At 72.0% G+C, this 16,090-nt stretch carries 11 protein-coding genes and 1 pseudogene; 8 read left to right on the top strand and 4 right to left on the bottom strand.

Annotated features, from left to right (window positions below):
* Nucleotides 1-65 precede the first annotated feature (65 nt).
* A complete protein-coding gene (gene hpaE, locus ABTZ58_RS23770) occupies nucleotides 66-1,556 on the top strand; it encodes a 5-carboxymethyl-2-hydroxymuconate semialdehyde dehydrogenase (protein WP_351360099.1) in 1,491 nt (496 codons plus the stop codon).
* Entirely contained in the window at nucleotides 1,553-2,566 is a 1,014-nt protein-coding gene (gene hpaD, locus ABTZ58_RS23765) for a 3,4-dihydroxyphenylacetate 2,3-dioxygenase (RefSeq protein WP_351360096.1), read from the top strand. The genes hpaE and hpaD overlap by 4 nt, the downstream gene beginning before the upstream one ends.
* Nucleotides 2,567-2,955: 389 nt before the next feature.
* Here hpaD and ABTZ58_RS40245 read toward each other — a convergent pair whose 3' ends face one another.
* A complete protein-coding gene (locus ABTZ58_RS40245; RefSeq protein ID WP_502996116.1) occupies nucleotides 2,956-3,474 on the bottom strand; it encodes a DUF3152 domain-containing protein in 519 nt (172 codons plus the stop codon).
* Nucleotides 3,475-4,511: 1,037 nt separating this feature from the next.
* Here ABTZ58_RS40245 and ABTZ58_RS23755 point away from each other — a divergent pair.
* A pseudogene (locus ABTZ58_RS23755) lies at nucleotides 4,512-5,735 on the top strand (beta-ketoacyl-[acyl-carrier-protein] synthase family protein); the annotation flags it as partial.
* 371 nt (nucleotides 5,736-6,106) lie between these two features.
* Here the strand turns inward: ABTZ58_RS23755 and ABTZ58_RS23750 are convergent.
* The gene (locus ABTZ58_RS23750) at nucleotides 6,107-7,027 is read right to left on the bottom strand and encodes a trypsin-like serine peptidase (RefSeq protein WP_351360090.1); all 921 of its coding nucleotides are present in this window, start codon (nucleotides 7,025-7,027) and stop codon (nucleotides 6,107-6,109) included.
* Nucleotides 7,028-7,428: 401 nt separating this feature from the next.
* On the opposite strand from ABTZ58_RS23750, the gene ABTZ58_RS23745 reads away from it, so the two are divergent.
* The 3 genes from ABTZ58_RS23745 to ABTZ58_RS23735 all read left to right on the top strand — a co-directional run bounded on the left by ABTZ58_RS23745 (nucleotide 7,429) and on the right by ABTZ58_RS23735 (nucleotide 10,656).
* Nucleotides 7,429-8,454, top strand: coding sequence for an SMP-30/gluconolactonase/LRE family protein (locus ABTZ58_RS23745; RefSeq protein WP_351360087.1), 1,026 nt, complete (start codon nucleotides 7,429-7,431; stop codon nucleotides 8,452-8,454).
* Between the two features lie 180 nt (nucleotides 8,455-8,634).
* Nucleotides 8,635-9,054 carry a DUF6924 domain-containing protein gene (locus ABTZ58_RS23740; RefSeq protein ID WP_351360085.1) on the top strand — a complete coding sequence of 140 codons (420 nt, stop codon included), beginning with the start codon at nucleotides 8,635-8,637 and terminating at the stop codon, nucleotides 9,052-9,054.
* Nucleotides 9,055-9,948: 894 nt separating this feature from the next.
* Nucleotides 9,949-10,656: an anti-sigma factor gene (locus ABTZ58_RS23735; RefSeq protein WP_351360082.1), complete on the top strand. Its 708-nt coding sequence runs from the start codon at nucleotides 9,949-9,951 to the stop codon at nucleotides 10,654-10,656.
* A gap of 199 nt (nucleotides 10,657-10,855) precedes the next feature.
* On the opposite strand, the gene ABTZ58_RS23730 is transcribed toward ABTZ58_RS23735, so the two are convergent.
* Nucleotides 10,856-11,536, bottom strand: coding sequence for a response regulator (locus ABTZ58_RS23730; RefSeq protein WP_351360265.1), 681 nt, complete (start codon nucleotides 11,534-11,536; stop codon nucleotides 10,856-10,858).
* A complete protein-coding gene (locus ABTZ58_RS23725) occupies nucleotides 11,521-13,869 on the bottom strand; it encodes a sensor histidine kinase (RefSeq protein ID WP_351360079.1) in 2,349 nt (782 codons plus the stop codon). Before ABTZ58_RS23725 ends, ABTZ58_RS23730 begins: the two co-directional genes overlap by 16 nt.
* Before the next feature lie 210 nt (nucleotides 13,870-14,079).
* Here ABTZ58_RS23725 and ABTZ58_RS23720 point away from each other — a divergent pair, with 210 nt between their 5' ends.
* Together ABTZ58_RS23720 and ABTZ58_RS23715 are read left to right on the top strand one after the other, a co-directional pair.
* Nucleotides 14,080-15,117 carry a CPBP family intramembrane glutamic endopeptidase gene (locus ABTZ58_RS23720; protein ID WP_351360076.1) on the top strand — a complete coding sequence of 346 codons (1,038 nt, stop codon included), beginning with the start codon at nucleotides 14,080-14,082 and terminating at the stop codon, nucleotides 15,115-15,117.
* A 90-nt stretch (nucleotides 15,118-15,207) separates the two neighbouring features.
* Nucleotides 15,208-16,029, top strand: a complete 822-nt coding sequence (locus ABTZ58_RS23715; RefSeq protein ID WP_351360073.1) for an AfsR/SARP family transcriptional regulator — start codon at nucleotides 15,208-15,210, stop codon at nucleotides 16,027-16,029.
* Nucleotides 16,030-16,090: the final 61 nt, after the last annotated feature.

Raw genomic sequence — 16,090 nt, 5'->3', positions numbered from 1 at the left:
GCGGGCCGGTCCCGGTCCCGCAGACACCACCGGCACCGCAGATCCCAGAAGAGAGAGAGGCCGACATGCCACCGACCCCACCGAAGGCGCTGCCCACGAGAATCCGGCACTGGATCGGCGGAGAGGAGACCGACAGCGCCGACGGCCGCACGTTCGACGTCAGCGAACCCGCCGCCGACACGGTCTACGCCCAGGCCTCGGCCGGTAGCGCCGAGGACATCCAGCGCGCCGTCACCGCGGCCCGAACCGCCTTCCCCGCCTGGGCGGCGCTGTCCTCCCGCGAACGGGCCCGCGTCCTGTACCGGATCGCCGACGCCGTCGAGACCCGGCACGACAGGCTGGCCCGGCTCGAGTCCTACGACACCGGGCTGCCGATCACCCAGGCCCGGGGCCAGGCCCGCCGCGCGGCCGAGAACTTCCGGTACTTCGCGGACGTGATCGTCGCGCTGGGGGAGGAGGCCTTCCGCCAGGGCGGCGACCAGTTCAGCTATGTGGTCCGTTCCCCCGTGGGGGTCGCCGGCCTGATTACCCCGTGGAACACGCCGTTCATGCTGGAGAGCTGGAAGCTGGCCCCCGCGCTGGCGTCCGGCTGCGCCCTCGTTCTCAAGCCCGCCGAATGGACCCCGCTGTCGGCGAGCCTGTGGCCGGAGATCCTGACTGAGGCGGGGGTCCCGGCGGGCGTGGTCAACATCGTCCACGGCATCGGCGAGGAGGCCGGCCAGGCGCTCGTAGACCACCCCGACGTGCCGCTGCTGTCCTTCACCGGTTCCACCGACACCGGCCGTCACATAGTCCGCTCCTCCGCCCAGCACCTGAAGACGGTGTCGATGGAACTCGGCGGCAAGTCCCCCGTGGTGGTCTTCGCCGACGCCGACCTCGACGCCGCCCTGGACTCGGTCCTCTTCGGCGTCTTCTCCCTCAATGGCGAACGCTGCACCGCCGGTTCCCGGGTCCTGGTCGAGCAGCCGGTGTACGAGACGTTCACGCGACGTCTGGCCCAGCGGGCTGAGCGCATCCGGGTGGGCGCCCCCGACGACCCCGCCACCGAGGTCGGCGCGCTGGTCCACCCCGAGCACTACGCCCGCGTCCTCGATTACGTGGACATCGGCAGGAAGGAGGCCCGCCTCGTCGCCGGCGGTACCCGTCCGCTCAGCCTTCCGGACGGCAACTACCTCCAGCCCACCGTCTTCGCCGACGTTCCGCGCGATGCCCGCATCTTCCAGGAGGAGATCTTCGGGCCCGTCGTCGCCGTCGCACCGTTCACCGACGAGTCTGAGGCCGTCGAACTGGCCAACGCCACGCAGTACGGCCTGGCCGCCTACGTCTGGACGTCCGACATCAAGCGCGGTCACCGCATCGCCCACGCCGTCGAGTCCGGCATGGTCTGGATCAACAGCCACAACGTACGCGACCTGCGCACGCCGTTCGGCGGGGTCAAGGCATCGGGCCTGGGCCGCGAGGGCGGCGCCCACAGCATCGACTTCTACACCGAATCGAAGATCGTGCACGTCGCCCTGGGGGACGTGCACACGCCGCACTTCGGAGGCGCGTCATGACCACCATTCCCTCCCCTTCGGCACCCGACGTCATCCGGTCGGCCTACGCCCAGCTCGCCGTCACGGATCTGGCCAAGGCCCGCTGGTTCTGGGTCGACATGCTCGGCTTCCACGTGCAGTACGAGGACACCGACTCCCTGTACCTGCGCGGCACCGACGAACTGACCCACCACTCGCTGGTCCTGCGCCGGGGCGCGATTGCCGCCCTCGACCACATCGCCTACCGCGTCCGCACGCCCGACGACGTGGACAAGGCCGCGAGGTTCTTCGCGGAACAGGGGCGGCCGGTGCGCCGGGTGCCGGCGGGCGAGGGCACCCGCGGCGTGGGCGACGCCGTGCGCGTGTTGGACCCGCTCGGCTTCCCAGTCGAGTTCTTCCATGACATCGAGCGCGCCGAGCGTCTCATCCAGCGCTACGACCTGCGCCATGGAGCCGAGATCGCCCGACTTGACCACTTCAACATCTGCACCCCCGACGTCCCGGCGGCCTACGCGCACTACAAGTCGATGGGGTTCGGCTGCTCGGAGACGATCGAGGGCGACGAGCACGAGCTGTACGCGGCCTGGATGTACCGCAAGCAGACCGTCCACGACGTCGCCTTCACGGGGGGAGCCGGCCCCCGGCTGCACCACCTGGGCGTGGCGACCCACGAGTCGCACCAGGTCCTGCGCTGTGCCGACATCTTCGGCTCGCTGCGCAAGGAGCAGCACATCGAACGGGGCCCCGGTCGCCACGGCGTCTCCAACGCCTTCTACCTCTACCTGCGCGACCCCGACGGCCACCGGGTGGAGATCTACACCTCCGACTACTACACCGGCGACCCCGACCACGAGACGTACCGCTGGAACGTCCGCGACGACCGCCGCCGTGACTTCTGGGGCAACGCGGTCATCGACTCCTGGTACAAGGAGGCCACACCGGTCCTGGACCTGGACGGCAACGTGTGCCAGGTCGACGAGACGCGGCTCGACGAGTCCGCGGCGGCTGTCGGCGCGGACGGCCTGGGGTGACGGGCCCGGCGAGGACGCGGGCGCCGCGCACGGCGGTCCAGCCGTCGGGGACCGGCCCGCGTCCGCGGCGGTCTCGCGAGGTGCCGATCGCCCAGGTACACGCTGCGCGGCGCCGGGTACACGCCATGGGGGCTGACGACCCCTGCCCGCCCCTGGGCTGCGGGTGACACCCATCGGTCCGCGGGCGCTGCTTCGCAGCCCGCCTGCCGCACCGACGTGAGGTCCACCGCGCGCCTTGGCACGTCCACGGCGAAGGCAAGGCCGGGACCCACAACGGTCCTTCAGCCTCCTCGCGTCGGACGACAACGTCAACCCCACGACGCACGGCATCGGGAAGCCCTGAGCCGGCGCCGGCCGGCCGGGCTTCCGCTGTGCCGGCCGGCGGCGTCTCACGCGACGGGCGGGCCGCTGACGTAGGTGCCCTCGCGGTCGTACGGCCACGCGTTGGCCTTGCAGCCGTGCAGGCCCTTGATCTGCTGCATCATCACGGGCGCGAGCCGGCCGGGGCCGGAGCAGCCCTCGTGGCCGCGGCCCAGGCGGTGCCCTACCTCGTGGTTGACGATCAGGGCGCGGTAGTCGTGCAGCGCCCCGTCGAACTGCGGCGAACCGAGCAGCCACCGCTTGAGGTTGACCACCACCGTGGTACCGACGGCGCAGTTGACCTCACCGCCGGTGTCAAGTCCGGCGGCGCCGCACAGGGCGTCGACGGTGCCGGGCGACGCCACCCGGATGGTCAGCTCGGCCGGTTCGGAGGCCACCAGCTGGAAGGCCTGCCCGCTGACCGTCCAGCCGCGCGGGTCGGCGAGGATCTCGTTGATCTCCTGCGCCGTCTCCTGCGCGGACAGTTCCAGGGAGTCCTCCACCTGAACCCGGTACCGCATCGGGGTTCCCTGCCCCACCGGGGCCATAGCCGTGCGCGCGGTGGCGAACCGGCCGGAACCGGTCGCCGGTACCGAGGGGGTGGGTGACGGGGAAGGCGAGGGGGCGGTGTCGGTCGCCGGCGGGGACGGCTCGTCCGGCGCTGGGCGGGCCTTCGGCACCGAGGACGTGGAACCGCTTCCGGCGGTGTCCTCGGACGTGTCCGGACCGCCCGTGCTCTGGCAGGCGGCCACCAGGGTCACAAGCACGAGCGCCGCGCACCCCCGCAGCAACCGCTGGACACGGGGCCCTCTCGGGCCGCCGACGTGGCCGGACGCTGTTCGCAGCATGGTTCTCCGTAAGTGGTGAGGCGGCCCGGGTGGGCCGGACGTGGCGTGAGGTTCTCTGCCTTCAGCGGCTGGGGAGCAGTGACCGCCCGAGTCCTCGGGGCGCCCTGGCCCGCTGACGGGGACGTGCGCTCCGGTCGCTGATCACGGGTATGACAGCGGGGTGTTTAACGGGGTCGACGGCACGCTGTGCGAACCGATGTCACTACGAAGAAGAGGACGGACAGAACCCGGACTGAGTTCAATCGGTTCGCGGGGTCTCCGTCACGTCAATTTCCCGTCTCCCCGGCGCCACCGGTCCGTCGGGCCGCGGACAACGACCGCGAGGGCACCGGCTTCACGGGGCCGGACAGGCGTACGACCGGTCTCGCCCGCCCGTGCTGAGGAGGTCCGCCATGGCGCACGGACTGCCGTCCGCCCCAGGGTCGCTATGGATACAGCCTTTCCGCCCTGCGGTCCTGCGGTCGGTAAGGGCACGGCGGGAAAGCAGGAGACGACGGGTCATGTCGCCCCGTTTCGTCACGGCGAGGCGTTCCCCGTGAACCGGCGGGACTCCGCGCTCGTAGTGCGCAGTGGCAATCACCTGATCACGTGGGACAGCGGGGACCGGCGTGAGCGGGCGGTGGAGCAGGCCGGTACCCGTTTGCTGTTCGTTCGGTCGGCTTCGTTGTCGGGCTGAGATCGCTGAGGCGCGTATTACCTGCCTGATCGACCCGACTTGAGTACGGAGTACATCTGTTATGAGGCCAGCACCGGTTCCCCACGCGGTCGTCGTCAGCGGTGTCGGGGCGACCACGCACCTGGCCGGTGATGAGGTGTCGCGTGGAAGCAGATGCTGGCCGGGCGGTCGGCGACGGTCGAGCTCGACCAGGAGTGGGTGGCCGGCCTGCCGGTGCGGATCGCGGCACCGGCCGCTGTCGACCCCTGGAGGTGCGGCCCCGGACAGTTCGCGCTGATCGCCGCTCGGGAGGCTTGGTCGCACGCCGGTTTCGCGGGCCAGGCCGCGGTACGACCCGAGCGGCTGGCGGTGGTGATGGGAACCGGAGTCGGTGGGGTGTCGACGCTGCTGAACCAGCATGACGTGCTGCGCGAGCAGGGTGCGCGCAAGGTGTCGCCGCTGACCGTGCCGATGCTAATGCCGAGCAGCCCGGCCGCGCAGATCGGGCTGGACATCAGAGCGGAAGCGGGCGTGCACACACTGGTCAGCGTGCGCGTCGGGTGCCGAGGCCGTCGGCCACGCCATCGACATGGTCTGCACCGGCCGTATGGCGCGCACCGGCCGTGCCGACGTCGTTGTCGCCGGGGGCGCGGAGGCGTGCATCGTGCCGCTGAGTCTGGCGCATTCGGCAACATGATGGCGATGTCACGGCGTAATGACAACCCGTCGACGGCGTCACGTCCCTACGACAAGGGGCGTGACGGCTTCGTCCTCGGTGAGGGCGCGGGCGTGGTCGTCGTGGAGAGTGCCGAGCACGCGGCGCGGGGTGCGGGTGTACTGCGAGGCGCTCGGTCAGGGGCTGTCCTCCGACAGTCACCACATCGCCCAGCCGGAACCCACCGGCCGTGGTGTCGCCGCTGCGTTGCGGCAGTTGCTGGAGTCCACCGGTGTCACGCCAGCCGATGTGGCCCATGTCAACGCCCACGCGACGTCGACGCCGTAGGGCGACCTGATGGAGATCAGGGCGCTGCAACAGGTGCTCGGGGCGCACCTGTCGCAGGTCGCCGTGTCCGCGACGAAGTCGATGACGGGACACCTGCTGGGCGGCGCGGGCGGAGTGGAGGCGGTGGCGAGCGTGCTCGTCCTGTACCACCGCACTGCGCCCCCCACCGTCAACGTCACCGACCTGGAGGACGAGATCGACCCCGCGTTGATCTCGGGCTCACCGCACGCCCTGCCCGAGGGGCCGATCGTCACGCTGAACAACTCCTTCGGCTTGGGCGGCCACAACGTCGTCCTGGGTTTCTGCGCCCTCGATGACGCCGGGGCAGACAGGCAGCAGAGCCAGGACGTGCAAGGGTTCCTGCGCGACACCGTCACCGGCGGGCCCGGCGCCCGCACCTGAGGAACCGACAGCGGCACGGCCCGGACACCACGGCCGACGCACGGGGCCGCGGCCGACGGCTCCTGCCCACGGCGAACCGTGCCGGGCGCGGGCCGCGACGGCCTACGGGCACCGCGAGGCCGCGGTCAGTGCGGCCGCAGGCGCCGCCGCCGAACCGGCCGAAGGGAGCTGGTGGGTGGCGCAAGACCCGCGAGGCGGCGGCCCGTCGTACCGCACCGCTGCTCCCCAGCCCTCGGCCGCGTACATCGCTAGCGCCCGCCCACGCCGCTGCGTCAGCTCTTCTGGGCCCGGTCGTAGACGCTCTTGGCCGCGGCCCTCAGCACCTCGCCGTACATCTTGGTCGGTGTCATGGAATCCAGCGCGCCGTTGACCGACACCAGGACGCCCTTGCCGGTGGCGGTGTCGAAGTCGGCCAGCCACGGGCCGCCGCTGGAGCCCCCGCTCATGTCGCAGGGGACGGCCTGCATGCCGGTCTCCTTCTTCGCCGTCCCGACGCAGCGCAGGAGTTCCTCACCGAGCTGGGGATCGGTGGCGGGGTAGCCGAACGAGGAGACGGTGCCGCCGACAGGGCGGTCGAAGGCGACGGCCTGGCCGCCCACGACATCGGTGAGCTTGCGGCCGCTCTTGTCAGCGTCAAGGACCAGCGCGGCCATGTCGTTGGCGGACTTCTGCTCCCAGCTGCGCGGGGTCAGGGCCGCGCGGACGGCGAACACGCCATGGGGCTTTTTGCCCTTGCTGTAACCGGGAACGAACACCATCGAGCTGTTGGTGTTGGCGGGGGAGGAGCCTTTGCGCACGCAGTGCGCCGCGGTCATGACGACGGAGCGGTTGGCGCTGTTCACGGCGGTGGCTGTGCACCAGGTATCGGAACCATTGGCGTTGACGAAGAAGAGCCGCCCCACGGTCTTCATGGTGGCGCCCCGCCACGGTGTTGCCTTTGGGCCGGTCGGGCCGAGGTTCACGGACTTCCCGACGGCCTTCATGCGGGCGGTGCTCCAGTAAACGAGAGCGTCCCGGCGTTCCTTCGCGGTGTACGCCATGACGGAGACCGGGTCGGCCGCGGCGGCAGGGGCCTGTCCCTTCGCGGCCGTTGCCGGGAGGGGAGCGGCGAGGGCGAGGGCGGTACCGGCCACGGCGAGCACTACGGCCTGGCCGCGAACACGTCGGATCGCGGGGAAGGAAGGCTGGGGCATGCTGGAAGTCCTCAGAATGTCGGCGGTCCGGCAGGACCGGGTGCGGCTGGTACTGGGGTGCCGTTGACGGCTCGGCGAGATGGCCGCCCGGTTCTGCGACACGCTCCGACCACTGATGGGGAACTGCGGGCAGCTGCTCAGGGACCTGTCGGCTCGCATGACAAGAGGGGAGAACTGCCTGCCCGGTTGCGCTGTCGCAGTTCTGTGACATACCGCGTGCGCACGCACTGTCCGGGGCGGCGTTCGATGCCGACATCACTTCGCTCCGTGCGCGAGACGTTCACGTATGAAGGGAGTACGGGCGCGCATGGTCACACCCAGGACCACTTCCTACGGTGGAGCCTGACCGCAGCGGGCGTCCTCAGCGCCCGCTTCCCTCCCTCCCGTGCCCGGAACGAGAAGTGGACGAATCTGTGCGCAAGAAGAAGGCCACCGCGGCCGCTGTCCTGGTTGCCGCCGCCCTGGCGACGACCGCGCTGACCCAAGGGGCCGTGGCCACCGCTGGCCCCGGATCGCCGCATCACGGCAGTCACTCCGTCGGCCGCTACACCCTTCCGGCGGAGGCCACGACGGCCTTCCCGGAGGGGATCGGCCGGTTCGGACGGCACCTGTTCGTCGGCTCGGCGACCGACGGCACGGTCTACCGGGGCAGCGTCGGCGATCCGCACCTGCGCCCCTTCCTGCCCGCCGGCGGAGAAGGCCGCGTCCAGGCCCTGGGCATCAAGACGGACCGGCAGGGGCGCCTGTACATCGCGGGCGGCGGTACCGGCAAGGTCTTCGTCCACGACGCCCGCAGCGGGCGCCACCTGGCCACCTTCACGGCGCTGGGCGCCGGGAACCTCAACGACCTCGTCGTCACACCCGGCGGGGACGTGTACGTCACCGACTCGGCCCGTCCCACCCTGTACCGCATCGCCTCCCGGCAGATCGAGACGGCCGAGCCTGGCCGGAGCGCCACCCTCGACCCCTGGCTGCCCCTGGAGGGCACTCCGGTCGTCTACGAGAAGGACGCGGCTCTCGACGTCAACCTCAACGGCATCGTCCTCGACCCGGACCGCCGTCATCTGATCACCGCGGACACAAACAGTGGCGCCCTGTACCGGATTTCGCTGCGCGACCGGTCCGTCCACCGCGTGGACCTGGCCGGTGAACGCGTGATGGGCGACGGCCTGGTACTCGTCGGCCGTGACCTGTACGCCGTCGACGCCAACACGCCGCCCGGTGACACCATCGCCCACATCCGGCTGTCACCCGACGCCACACGGGGCCGCGTCGTCGCCCGCCGGGCCGACCCCGCACTCGCCTTTCCTTCGACCGCCGTCGCCGACGGCGACGACCTGCTGGTCGTCAACCTCCAGTTCGACCGCCTTGCCACGGGGAACCCGCCGGAGCTGCCCTTTGACGTCGTACGCGTCCCGCGCACCTGACCCTTCGCCGCCCGGCCAGGTGAACCGGCGGCCCCTGTGCGGGAGGACCTGCGGACGGAGGCGGTGAACCGGTGCCGGTGCCTGGTCGTACTCAGGGAATGGGCGCGGCGGACCGGGTGACCGGCCACCGACCCGTGCCGACCCGACAGCGCCACCCGCGACCACGAAAAGGACGATCCCGTGCTCACACCGCTGACCGGCGGAACGAATCCCCTGCTGATCCGCACGCACTACTCCGACGAACGGGCTTGGGAGAGGTTCCAGGAGACCCTGCGTGACCTGGTCGCGCAGGGACTGCCCGTCGAGGTGCGGATCGTGGACGACCCCGCCTACCGGGACTTCACGCCGGAGCGCCTCATGAGCGTGGTGCTTGAGACGGACGACGATGGAGACGCCTTCCTGTTCGTGGCGGACGGCGCGGCCCTGGAGGGCGAGCACCCGGTCCTCGTGCTCGGCCTCCGGGACGAGGACCGCGGAAGGGCGTTCCGTGTCGTGGCGTCCGAACTGCCCGGCGTGGAGAGCAACCTCTCGCTCGGCAACATGGACTTCGAGGAGTTCGCCGACGGCACCGACGAGGACGGCGTCTTCCGCGGCTTCTGACCTCATCGCGCCAACGGCCACGGCCCGGTGCCTCAGCGGACGGGCAACGTCGGCGTCGATGCGGCTGCCTCAGACGAGTTGCCCGTCAGTGCCGGTTTTTCCGCACTGCGTGACGCGGGAGTGGAGCCTGCCATGAGCGCCCGCAGGAGTGGGTCCGAAGCACGTGTCGATGTGTTCCGTGCTGGCTGCCACGGCGTGCGGACCGCCGCGTGGCGCTGCGCGGAGGGGCAGTCTTGCGACCGGCTCGGGTGGCCGCGCGGCACAGGCTGAAGCAGCCGGCCCCTGTGGGGCGGTGCCAACTGTCCGGATGTGGTGGTGTCTCAGCGCCTGAACGACGAACAGACGGTGAACCGGACCGGCACCGCGCCCGTAGTGGTCAGTGGATCCTGGCTTCAGCCCGCGGGACAGTGCGCTTCTGACCCCCGGCAGAAATCGCCCGCCCTGCGCTGGCGGCCGGATCAACGGAGCGGGCCACGTCAGCCCCCCCCCCCCCGCGCGGACGCGGCCCGCTCCACCGCCCGTTCTGGCCGGGCCGGACCAGTGTCCCTTTTCCGGCGAATTCCCGGCAGCAATCGTCTGGGCCCACGCGTCACGTACGCGAGCCACCTGGGAACTCCCCCGCACGCATCATCGGAAGCGCGCCGTCATCCCCCGTCGGCAGCGGACGAGGGCAGCCCATGACGCGCACCGCACACCATGTCCGGTATGAGGTCCCCTCGGTTGGGATGACCTCCGCCTTGGGATGCACCGCACCAGATGCCGCGGCCTGATCTGAGGTGATCCAACGACACCGCCAGGCTCGCCGACCTGCCCGGAAAGCGAAGTGAACCGGCGAGTAGGTCACGACGTAGCAAGAGGCGAAGCGCGGGGACCCGACAGGCGCAGGAGTGGTTCATGAATTGTGAACAAGTGGGGTTCGATCTTGCGGTGGAAGCCCTGACCGGAGGGCGTGAGACGACGGACGCGGCAGGCGATGCCCATCTCGCGCAGTGCGCGTCGTGCAGGCGGAAGCGCGAGGAACTGCGCGGTCTGGCCGGGCTGCTGGCGAGCGTCACGCCGTGGAGCCAGGAGGAGATGCCCGCCCCTGATCCGCAGCGGGCGATCTCCGCGTTGCGCGGGCAGACGGCCGCGCCGCCGACGATCGGCGCCGCCGGGCCGGCACGCGCGCGTCCTTGGCCACTGTCCCACACCGTCCTCGCGCTCGGCTTCGCGTTCGCGGCGGGTCTGCTGGTCCACCGCGGTCTGCTGACCGCCGTTGAAGTCGGCCATCGCGGCACCAGGCACCGGCACGGAGCGCTACGTGTGGTGTCGGCCGTCGACAGCGCCGGCGGTGCCGACGCCGACGCCGAGTTGCACGCGCGGCCCTGGGGCACCGAGATCACGTTGTCGCTGGAGTGGGAGAGGCTGAGCGGTCCGCGGCGGTGCCGCCTCGTCGCCGTCTCCGCGTCCGGTGAGCGCGAGGCGGTGGTGAACTGGCGGGTGCCCGCGGGAGGATACGCCGTGTCCGCCCGCCGGGACAGGCTGACGCTGACCGGCAGCAGTTCTCTCGCCCTTGACGAGATCGCCGCTCTGGAAGTGGAGACGGCGGCAGACTGCGACTGACGTTCTCGTAGCGGCGACGGCGGCGCCGGGCTCGTCACCGCGCCGCACCGGCCCGGGCCCCGCTGGTCGTCCGCTGGGAACCTGCGGGCCGCCCGATCGGCACGGGAACGTCTGCGGAACAGGTGAGTGCCGTAGGTGCCCAGGCTGTGGTCATCCACGGCACGTCAGCCCTGCGTACCACGACCGGTGGCAGAACCCGTCAGTGAGCCTCGCCCCCCGACGTGCCGCGGGGCCGGATCAGTCCCGTCTCATAGGCGAGGATCGTCGCTTGGACGCGGTCACGCAGCTGTAGCTTGGTGAGCAGGGCGTTGACATGGGACTTCACCGTGCCGGTGGTCACGCCGAGCTCGACGCCGATCTCCGCGTTGGTCAGGCCGGAGGCGATCAGCAGCAGCACCTCGCGCTCCCGTGGCGTCAACTCCGCCAGCTGCCCGGAGATGTCAGGCGGTACGGGCGCCCCGCGCGCGAACTGCCCGATGAGCCGGCGGGTGACGGCCGGGGCGAGGATGCCATCCCCGACGGCGACCACACGGATCGCGGCGAGCACGTCCTCGGGCATGGCGTCCTTGAGCATGAAGCCCGACGATCCGGCCCGCAACGCCTCGTACACGTAGACGTCGAGGTCGAAGGTGGTGAGCACCAGCACCCTGGGAGCGTTCTGCAGGGCGGTGATCAGCCGGGTCGCGGTCAGTCCGTCCATGCCGGGCATCCGGATGTCCATGAGCACCACGTCGGGCGCGGTCCGTTCGGCGAGCGACACCGCCGTCGCGCCGTCGCCGGCCTCGCCGACGACGGTCAGGTCGGGTTCGGCGTCGATGACGGCGGCGAAGCCGGCGCGCACCACCGCCTGGTCGTCGACGACCATCACGCGTATGGCGATGTCGGAACCTCCTCGACAGGGGCCGAAGTGTTTCCGGCCGGCAGAGACACGCGCAGCGTACCGGCCGCGTCGACGGTCATCTTGCCCTCCGCCGACTCCGCCTGGATCCGCAGGCGTTCGGCCACCGGTCCGGCGACGGCCAGCGGCACCCCGGTGACCGTGATGTGGACCTGTCCCCGGCGCCGCAGCAGCGTGACCCGGCCGGGGCCGCGGTCGCCCGCGCCGAGTGCGGTCTCGACGAAGCGGTACGCGGTCAGGGACACCGGCGCCGGCAGCCCCTCGGCGGCCCGGGGCAGTCCGCGCAGCGTCACGTCGCGTCCGGCCGAACGCAGGACACGGCACAGTTCGGTCAGGTCCTCCGCAGCGGGCTGCGGAGCGTGCCGTTCCGCGTTGTCGGCGGCACCGCGGAGGCCGCGCAGCAGTTCCCGCATCGACGCCAGTGCCGCCCGGGCCTCGGAGGCGACCTCGTCGAGTCCGCCCTGTTCCGCCTGGCACACCATGCGGGTGGTGCGGTCGAGCACGGTCGCGTGCAACTCGACGGCCATGCGGTGGCGTTCGGCGGCGGCTTCGGCGGCCGCCTGCCGCTCGGTGTCGGTGACGGCGTTCTCCTCGCGTGTCACCACGCGCAGCCGTCGCCTGCGCACGCCCAGGCCGGTCCCCCACAGCGCCAGCAGCAGTGGACCGAGCACGCAAGTCAGCAGGAACGCCGTCCGCATGACGGCACCGGGCTCGCCGGGTGGCAGCGCGAGCACGCCGTCGACGGCGGCGGTCACGGTCATCGCGGCCACCAGGTTCACCGTGGCCGCGATGACCGCGCCGAGGGAACGCACGGCACCGCGGCCGTAGGTGGCCACCGCGTACACCGCCATCGCCTCGGCCGTCACGGCGCCCGGCAGCAGGCCCGTCCAACCGGCCGGCATCAGGTCGGCGGCGCAGGCGGCGGGCACCAGCCAGGCGGTCGCGGCCACTCCCCACAGCGCGCCCCATGCCGAGCGGCGCCGCCACAGCAAGGGCCCGGCGTGGGCGGACAGCAGCAGGGCCAGTACCGCCATGCCGGAGGCGCTGCCCGGCTGCACTCCGTCCGCGACGGTGGACAGCACCAGGAACAGCGGGACCACCACGGCGAGGAACACCAGCGAGGCGTCTGTCAGGCGCTGCTCGCGCAGCAGGTCGCGCCGCCGGGCGGGCCCCTGCTGGGGCAGCGGGCCGGTGCTGTCCGGCAGCGTGGCCGCCACCCGCCACCCGTCGTCGCCGTGCGGCGCCGCGTGCAGTTCGCCGCCGACGGCCGCCGCCCGCTCCCGCATGCCGGTCAGCCCGTTGCCCGAGCCGAGACCGGCGGTGGCCCGCGCCCGGTCCGCCGCGGCCCGTGGTGCCCCGTTGTCGACGGTCAGGCTGAGCGCGCCGTCGGTACGCCGGATCCGTACCCGTACGGGCGCGCCAGGGGCATGCCGCAGCGCGTTGGTGAGGGCCTCGCGGGTGATACCGAAGGCGGCCTCGGCCGCCGGACCGGCCAGGTCGTCGGGGATCTCGGCGTCGATGGGGCGGCCAAGTCTGCTGAACCCGGCGACCAGTTCGTGCAGGTGTCCGCTCATCGGCCGCGGGTCGGCCGGTTCGGTGTCCCGCATGACGGCCATCAGCCGCCGCAGTGCCGTCACTGTCTCCTCACCGGCGCGCACTGCGAACGCCAGCGCCTCGGCGAGCAGTTCGGGCCGGCTGCCGCCGAGCCGGCGGGCGGCGTCGACGGTGACCACCACGGAGGTCAGATGGTGGGCGCTGACGTCGTGCAGTTCCCGGGCCAGCCGATTGCGTTCGGTATGGCCGGCTCGCCGCCGCTCTCCATCTGCCGTGGCCAGCCGCCCGGCCGCCGCCCACCGCCTGTCACGCCACTGCCGCCGTGCCTCGCCCAGACCGGCGCAGGCCATGTACAGCGAGGCGGTGAAGCCCAGGTCGGTCAGCAGTGCGGCCGGGGAACCGCCGTCCAGGACCTCCGGCAGCCACGCGCAGCCGACCGCGACGGCCGTGGCGAGTGCTGTGACGCGCCCGCCGCACCGCAGCGCCACGCAGTACATCGCGACCGGTGCGGAGAGGTTCACGAAGTGCTCGGGAGCGGTCAGTCTGCCGGCCAGCAGCGCGGCCAGGGTTCCGGCGAGCGCCCATAGCGGGGCGCGGTGGCGTTGTCCCAGCGCGGCCACCTGGAGCACGAAGGCGGTCAGCAGACCCGCGGGAAGAAGAGGTCCGGTGGACGCGCCGCCCGGCAGCAGCACGAGCACGGCGAGGACTCCGTTGGGCAGCGCCACCAGGGCCGGGAGCAGCCAGTTCCGTATGCGTTGCATGTCAGGTGCGAGCGTAGAGGAGCGACCCGGCGGCGTCTGCTGCAGGTACGGGAGATGGAGCCGCCCGGCGGTGTCTGCTGCAGGTACGGGAGATGGAGCCGCCCGAAGGTGTCTGCCCCAGGTACGGGGGGTGTCTCCACCCTGGGATAGAGGGGCACTTCGTGCCGGTGACGGACGCCGCCGCCGTGACCCGCCGCAAAGCTGGTGGCCATGACTCGCCCGCCTCTGCTCGCCGCGCTGCCCTACCACCGTATGGCCCGCTATACGGGGCGCCACCGCTGGTGGCGGCCGCTGCTCGGTGCCTTGCTGGTGATAGGCGGCTGGCTGCTCCTGTTCCTCGTCCTGGACACCGCGGCCCACGCCCTGGGGAAGGCGGCCGGTTATCCCGAACTGTTCGACGGCATGCTGGACTTCGGGCCGCTGCGGGGAACGGTGATGGACCTGGTGTTCATCGCGATGGTCCTGCCGCTGGTGCTGCTCACCGTTCGCTGGGCGGGGCGCCGCCCGGCGGGGACGGTGTCGTCGGTGACGGGGCGGCTGCGTGGACGCTGGCTCGCACGGTGCCTGGTGGCCGCCGTACCGCCCGTGACGCTGCTGGCGTTCGCCGTGTTCTGGCTGCCGGGCGACGACGGCGGGCCGGGTGGGCCGATGGCGTGGGTGGGGTGGCGACCGTTCCTCGTCTCGCTAGCGGTGCTGGCCGTCCTCGTCCCCTTGCAGGCCGCGGCGGAGGAGTACGTCTTCCGGGGCTGGCTCCTGCAAGCGGTCGGCCAGTTCCTTCACTCCCCGTGGTGGGCGGTGGTGCCGCAGGCCGCGCTGTTCGCTGCCGCACACGGCTGGGGGACGCCATGGGGCTTTGCCGACCTACTGGTGTTCGGCCTGGTGACAGGGTGGCTGACGATCCGCACCGGGGGTCTGGAGGCGGCAGTGGCGCTGCACGCGCTCAACAACCTGCTGGGCTTCGGGGTGTCTGCAGCGCTCGTCGGCGGTCTCACCGACGACGGTACGGCGGCCGACGCGCCCTGGACGCTGGCCGCCGTGGACACGGTGGCGACCCTGCTCTACGCGGCTCTGGTGCTGTGGCTGGCCCGACGTCACCGGCCGGCGCAGGTCTCGCCGTCGGTGGTCCGCCCCGTCGTACCGCACTTGTTCGGCGCCCACCCGTCGGCGCCTGCGCCGGTAGTGCTGCGCCCGGCGCCCGCCGCGGCACCGCCCGGCGGAGCAGATCCGCTCACGCGCCGACCGTACTGATCCCGCGGGACGTCTGCCGGGTGTCTCGGCGGATGTCCCGGACGACCTGCCGATCGACCAACCGATTCGAACGACAATCAAGGGGGGACCGTGTCCGCACAAACCCACGGTGTGAGCTTCAGTCTGCTCGGGCCCGTGACGGCCACCCGGGACGGGGTTCCGCTCGACCTGGGCCCGCGCCAGCGTCGCGTGCTGCTCGTCCGGCTGCTCGTGGCGCGGAATCGCGCGGTGCCCCTGGACCGGTTGTGCGACGACTTGTGGGCGGGAGGGCCCCCCGCCCGGGCGGCCACCTCGGTGCACGCCCACATCAGCAGACTGCGCCGGGCCCTGGACCCGGCGCCCATGCCCGGCGCCCGCTGCACTGTGCTGCTGACGACACCGTACGGCTACGCTCTGCCCGTCGCCGACGAGGACCGGGACACCGTACGGTTCGAACGCGCCGTGGCGGCCGGCCGTGCTCTGCTGGACTCCGGGCGGCCCGCGCGTGCGGTGGAGGTGCTGGGCGGCGCTCTCGACTCCTGGTACGGGGACGTGCTGGAGGACGCGGCCGGGCACCCGTTCGCGGCCAGGGAGATCGCCCGCCTGCAGGAATGCCGACACACCGCCCGGGAGCTGCACATCCGCGCCATGCTGATGGCCGGGCGGCCGGAGCGGGCCGTGCACACGGCGCGGGACCTGGTCGCCGACGAGCCGCTGCGGGAGTCGGCATGGGACCTGTTGATGCGCTGCCTGTGGCTGCTGGGCCGGCCCGCTGAGGCGGTGCAGCAGTACGACCGGGCCCGCTGGCTGCTGCACAGGGAACTGGGCGTCGAACCCGGCCCGGCACTGCACGGCTTGTGCGGCGCGATCAAGCGGCGCGAGGCCTCGCTCGCCGACTGCGGGTCGTGGCGGACCACTCCGGTGGCCTGCTGACCGGCGGTCACGGTCGTCCGGGAGCGGGCGTTCACCCGGCTCCCGGACGGAGGATCCTCAA

The sequence above is a fragment of the Streptomyces sp. NPDC094143 genome (assembly GCF_040303825.1).
GTDB lineage: Bacteria > Actinomycetota > Actinomycetes > Streptomycetales > Streptomycetaceae > Streptomyces.
Note: the sequence above shows the minus strand (reverse complement) of the source record. Positions and strands in the feature narration are given on the sequence as shown.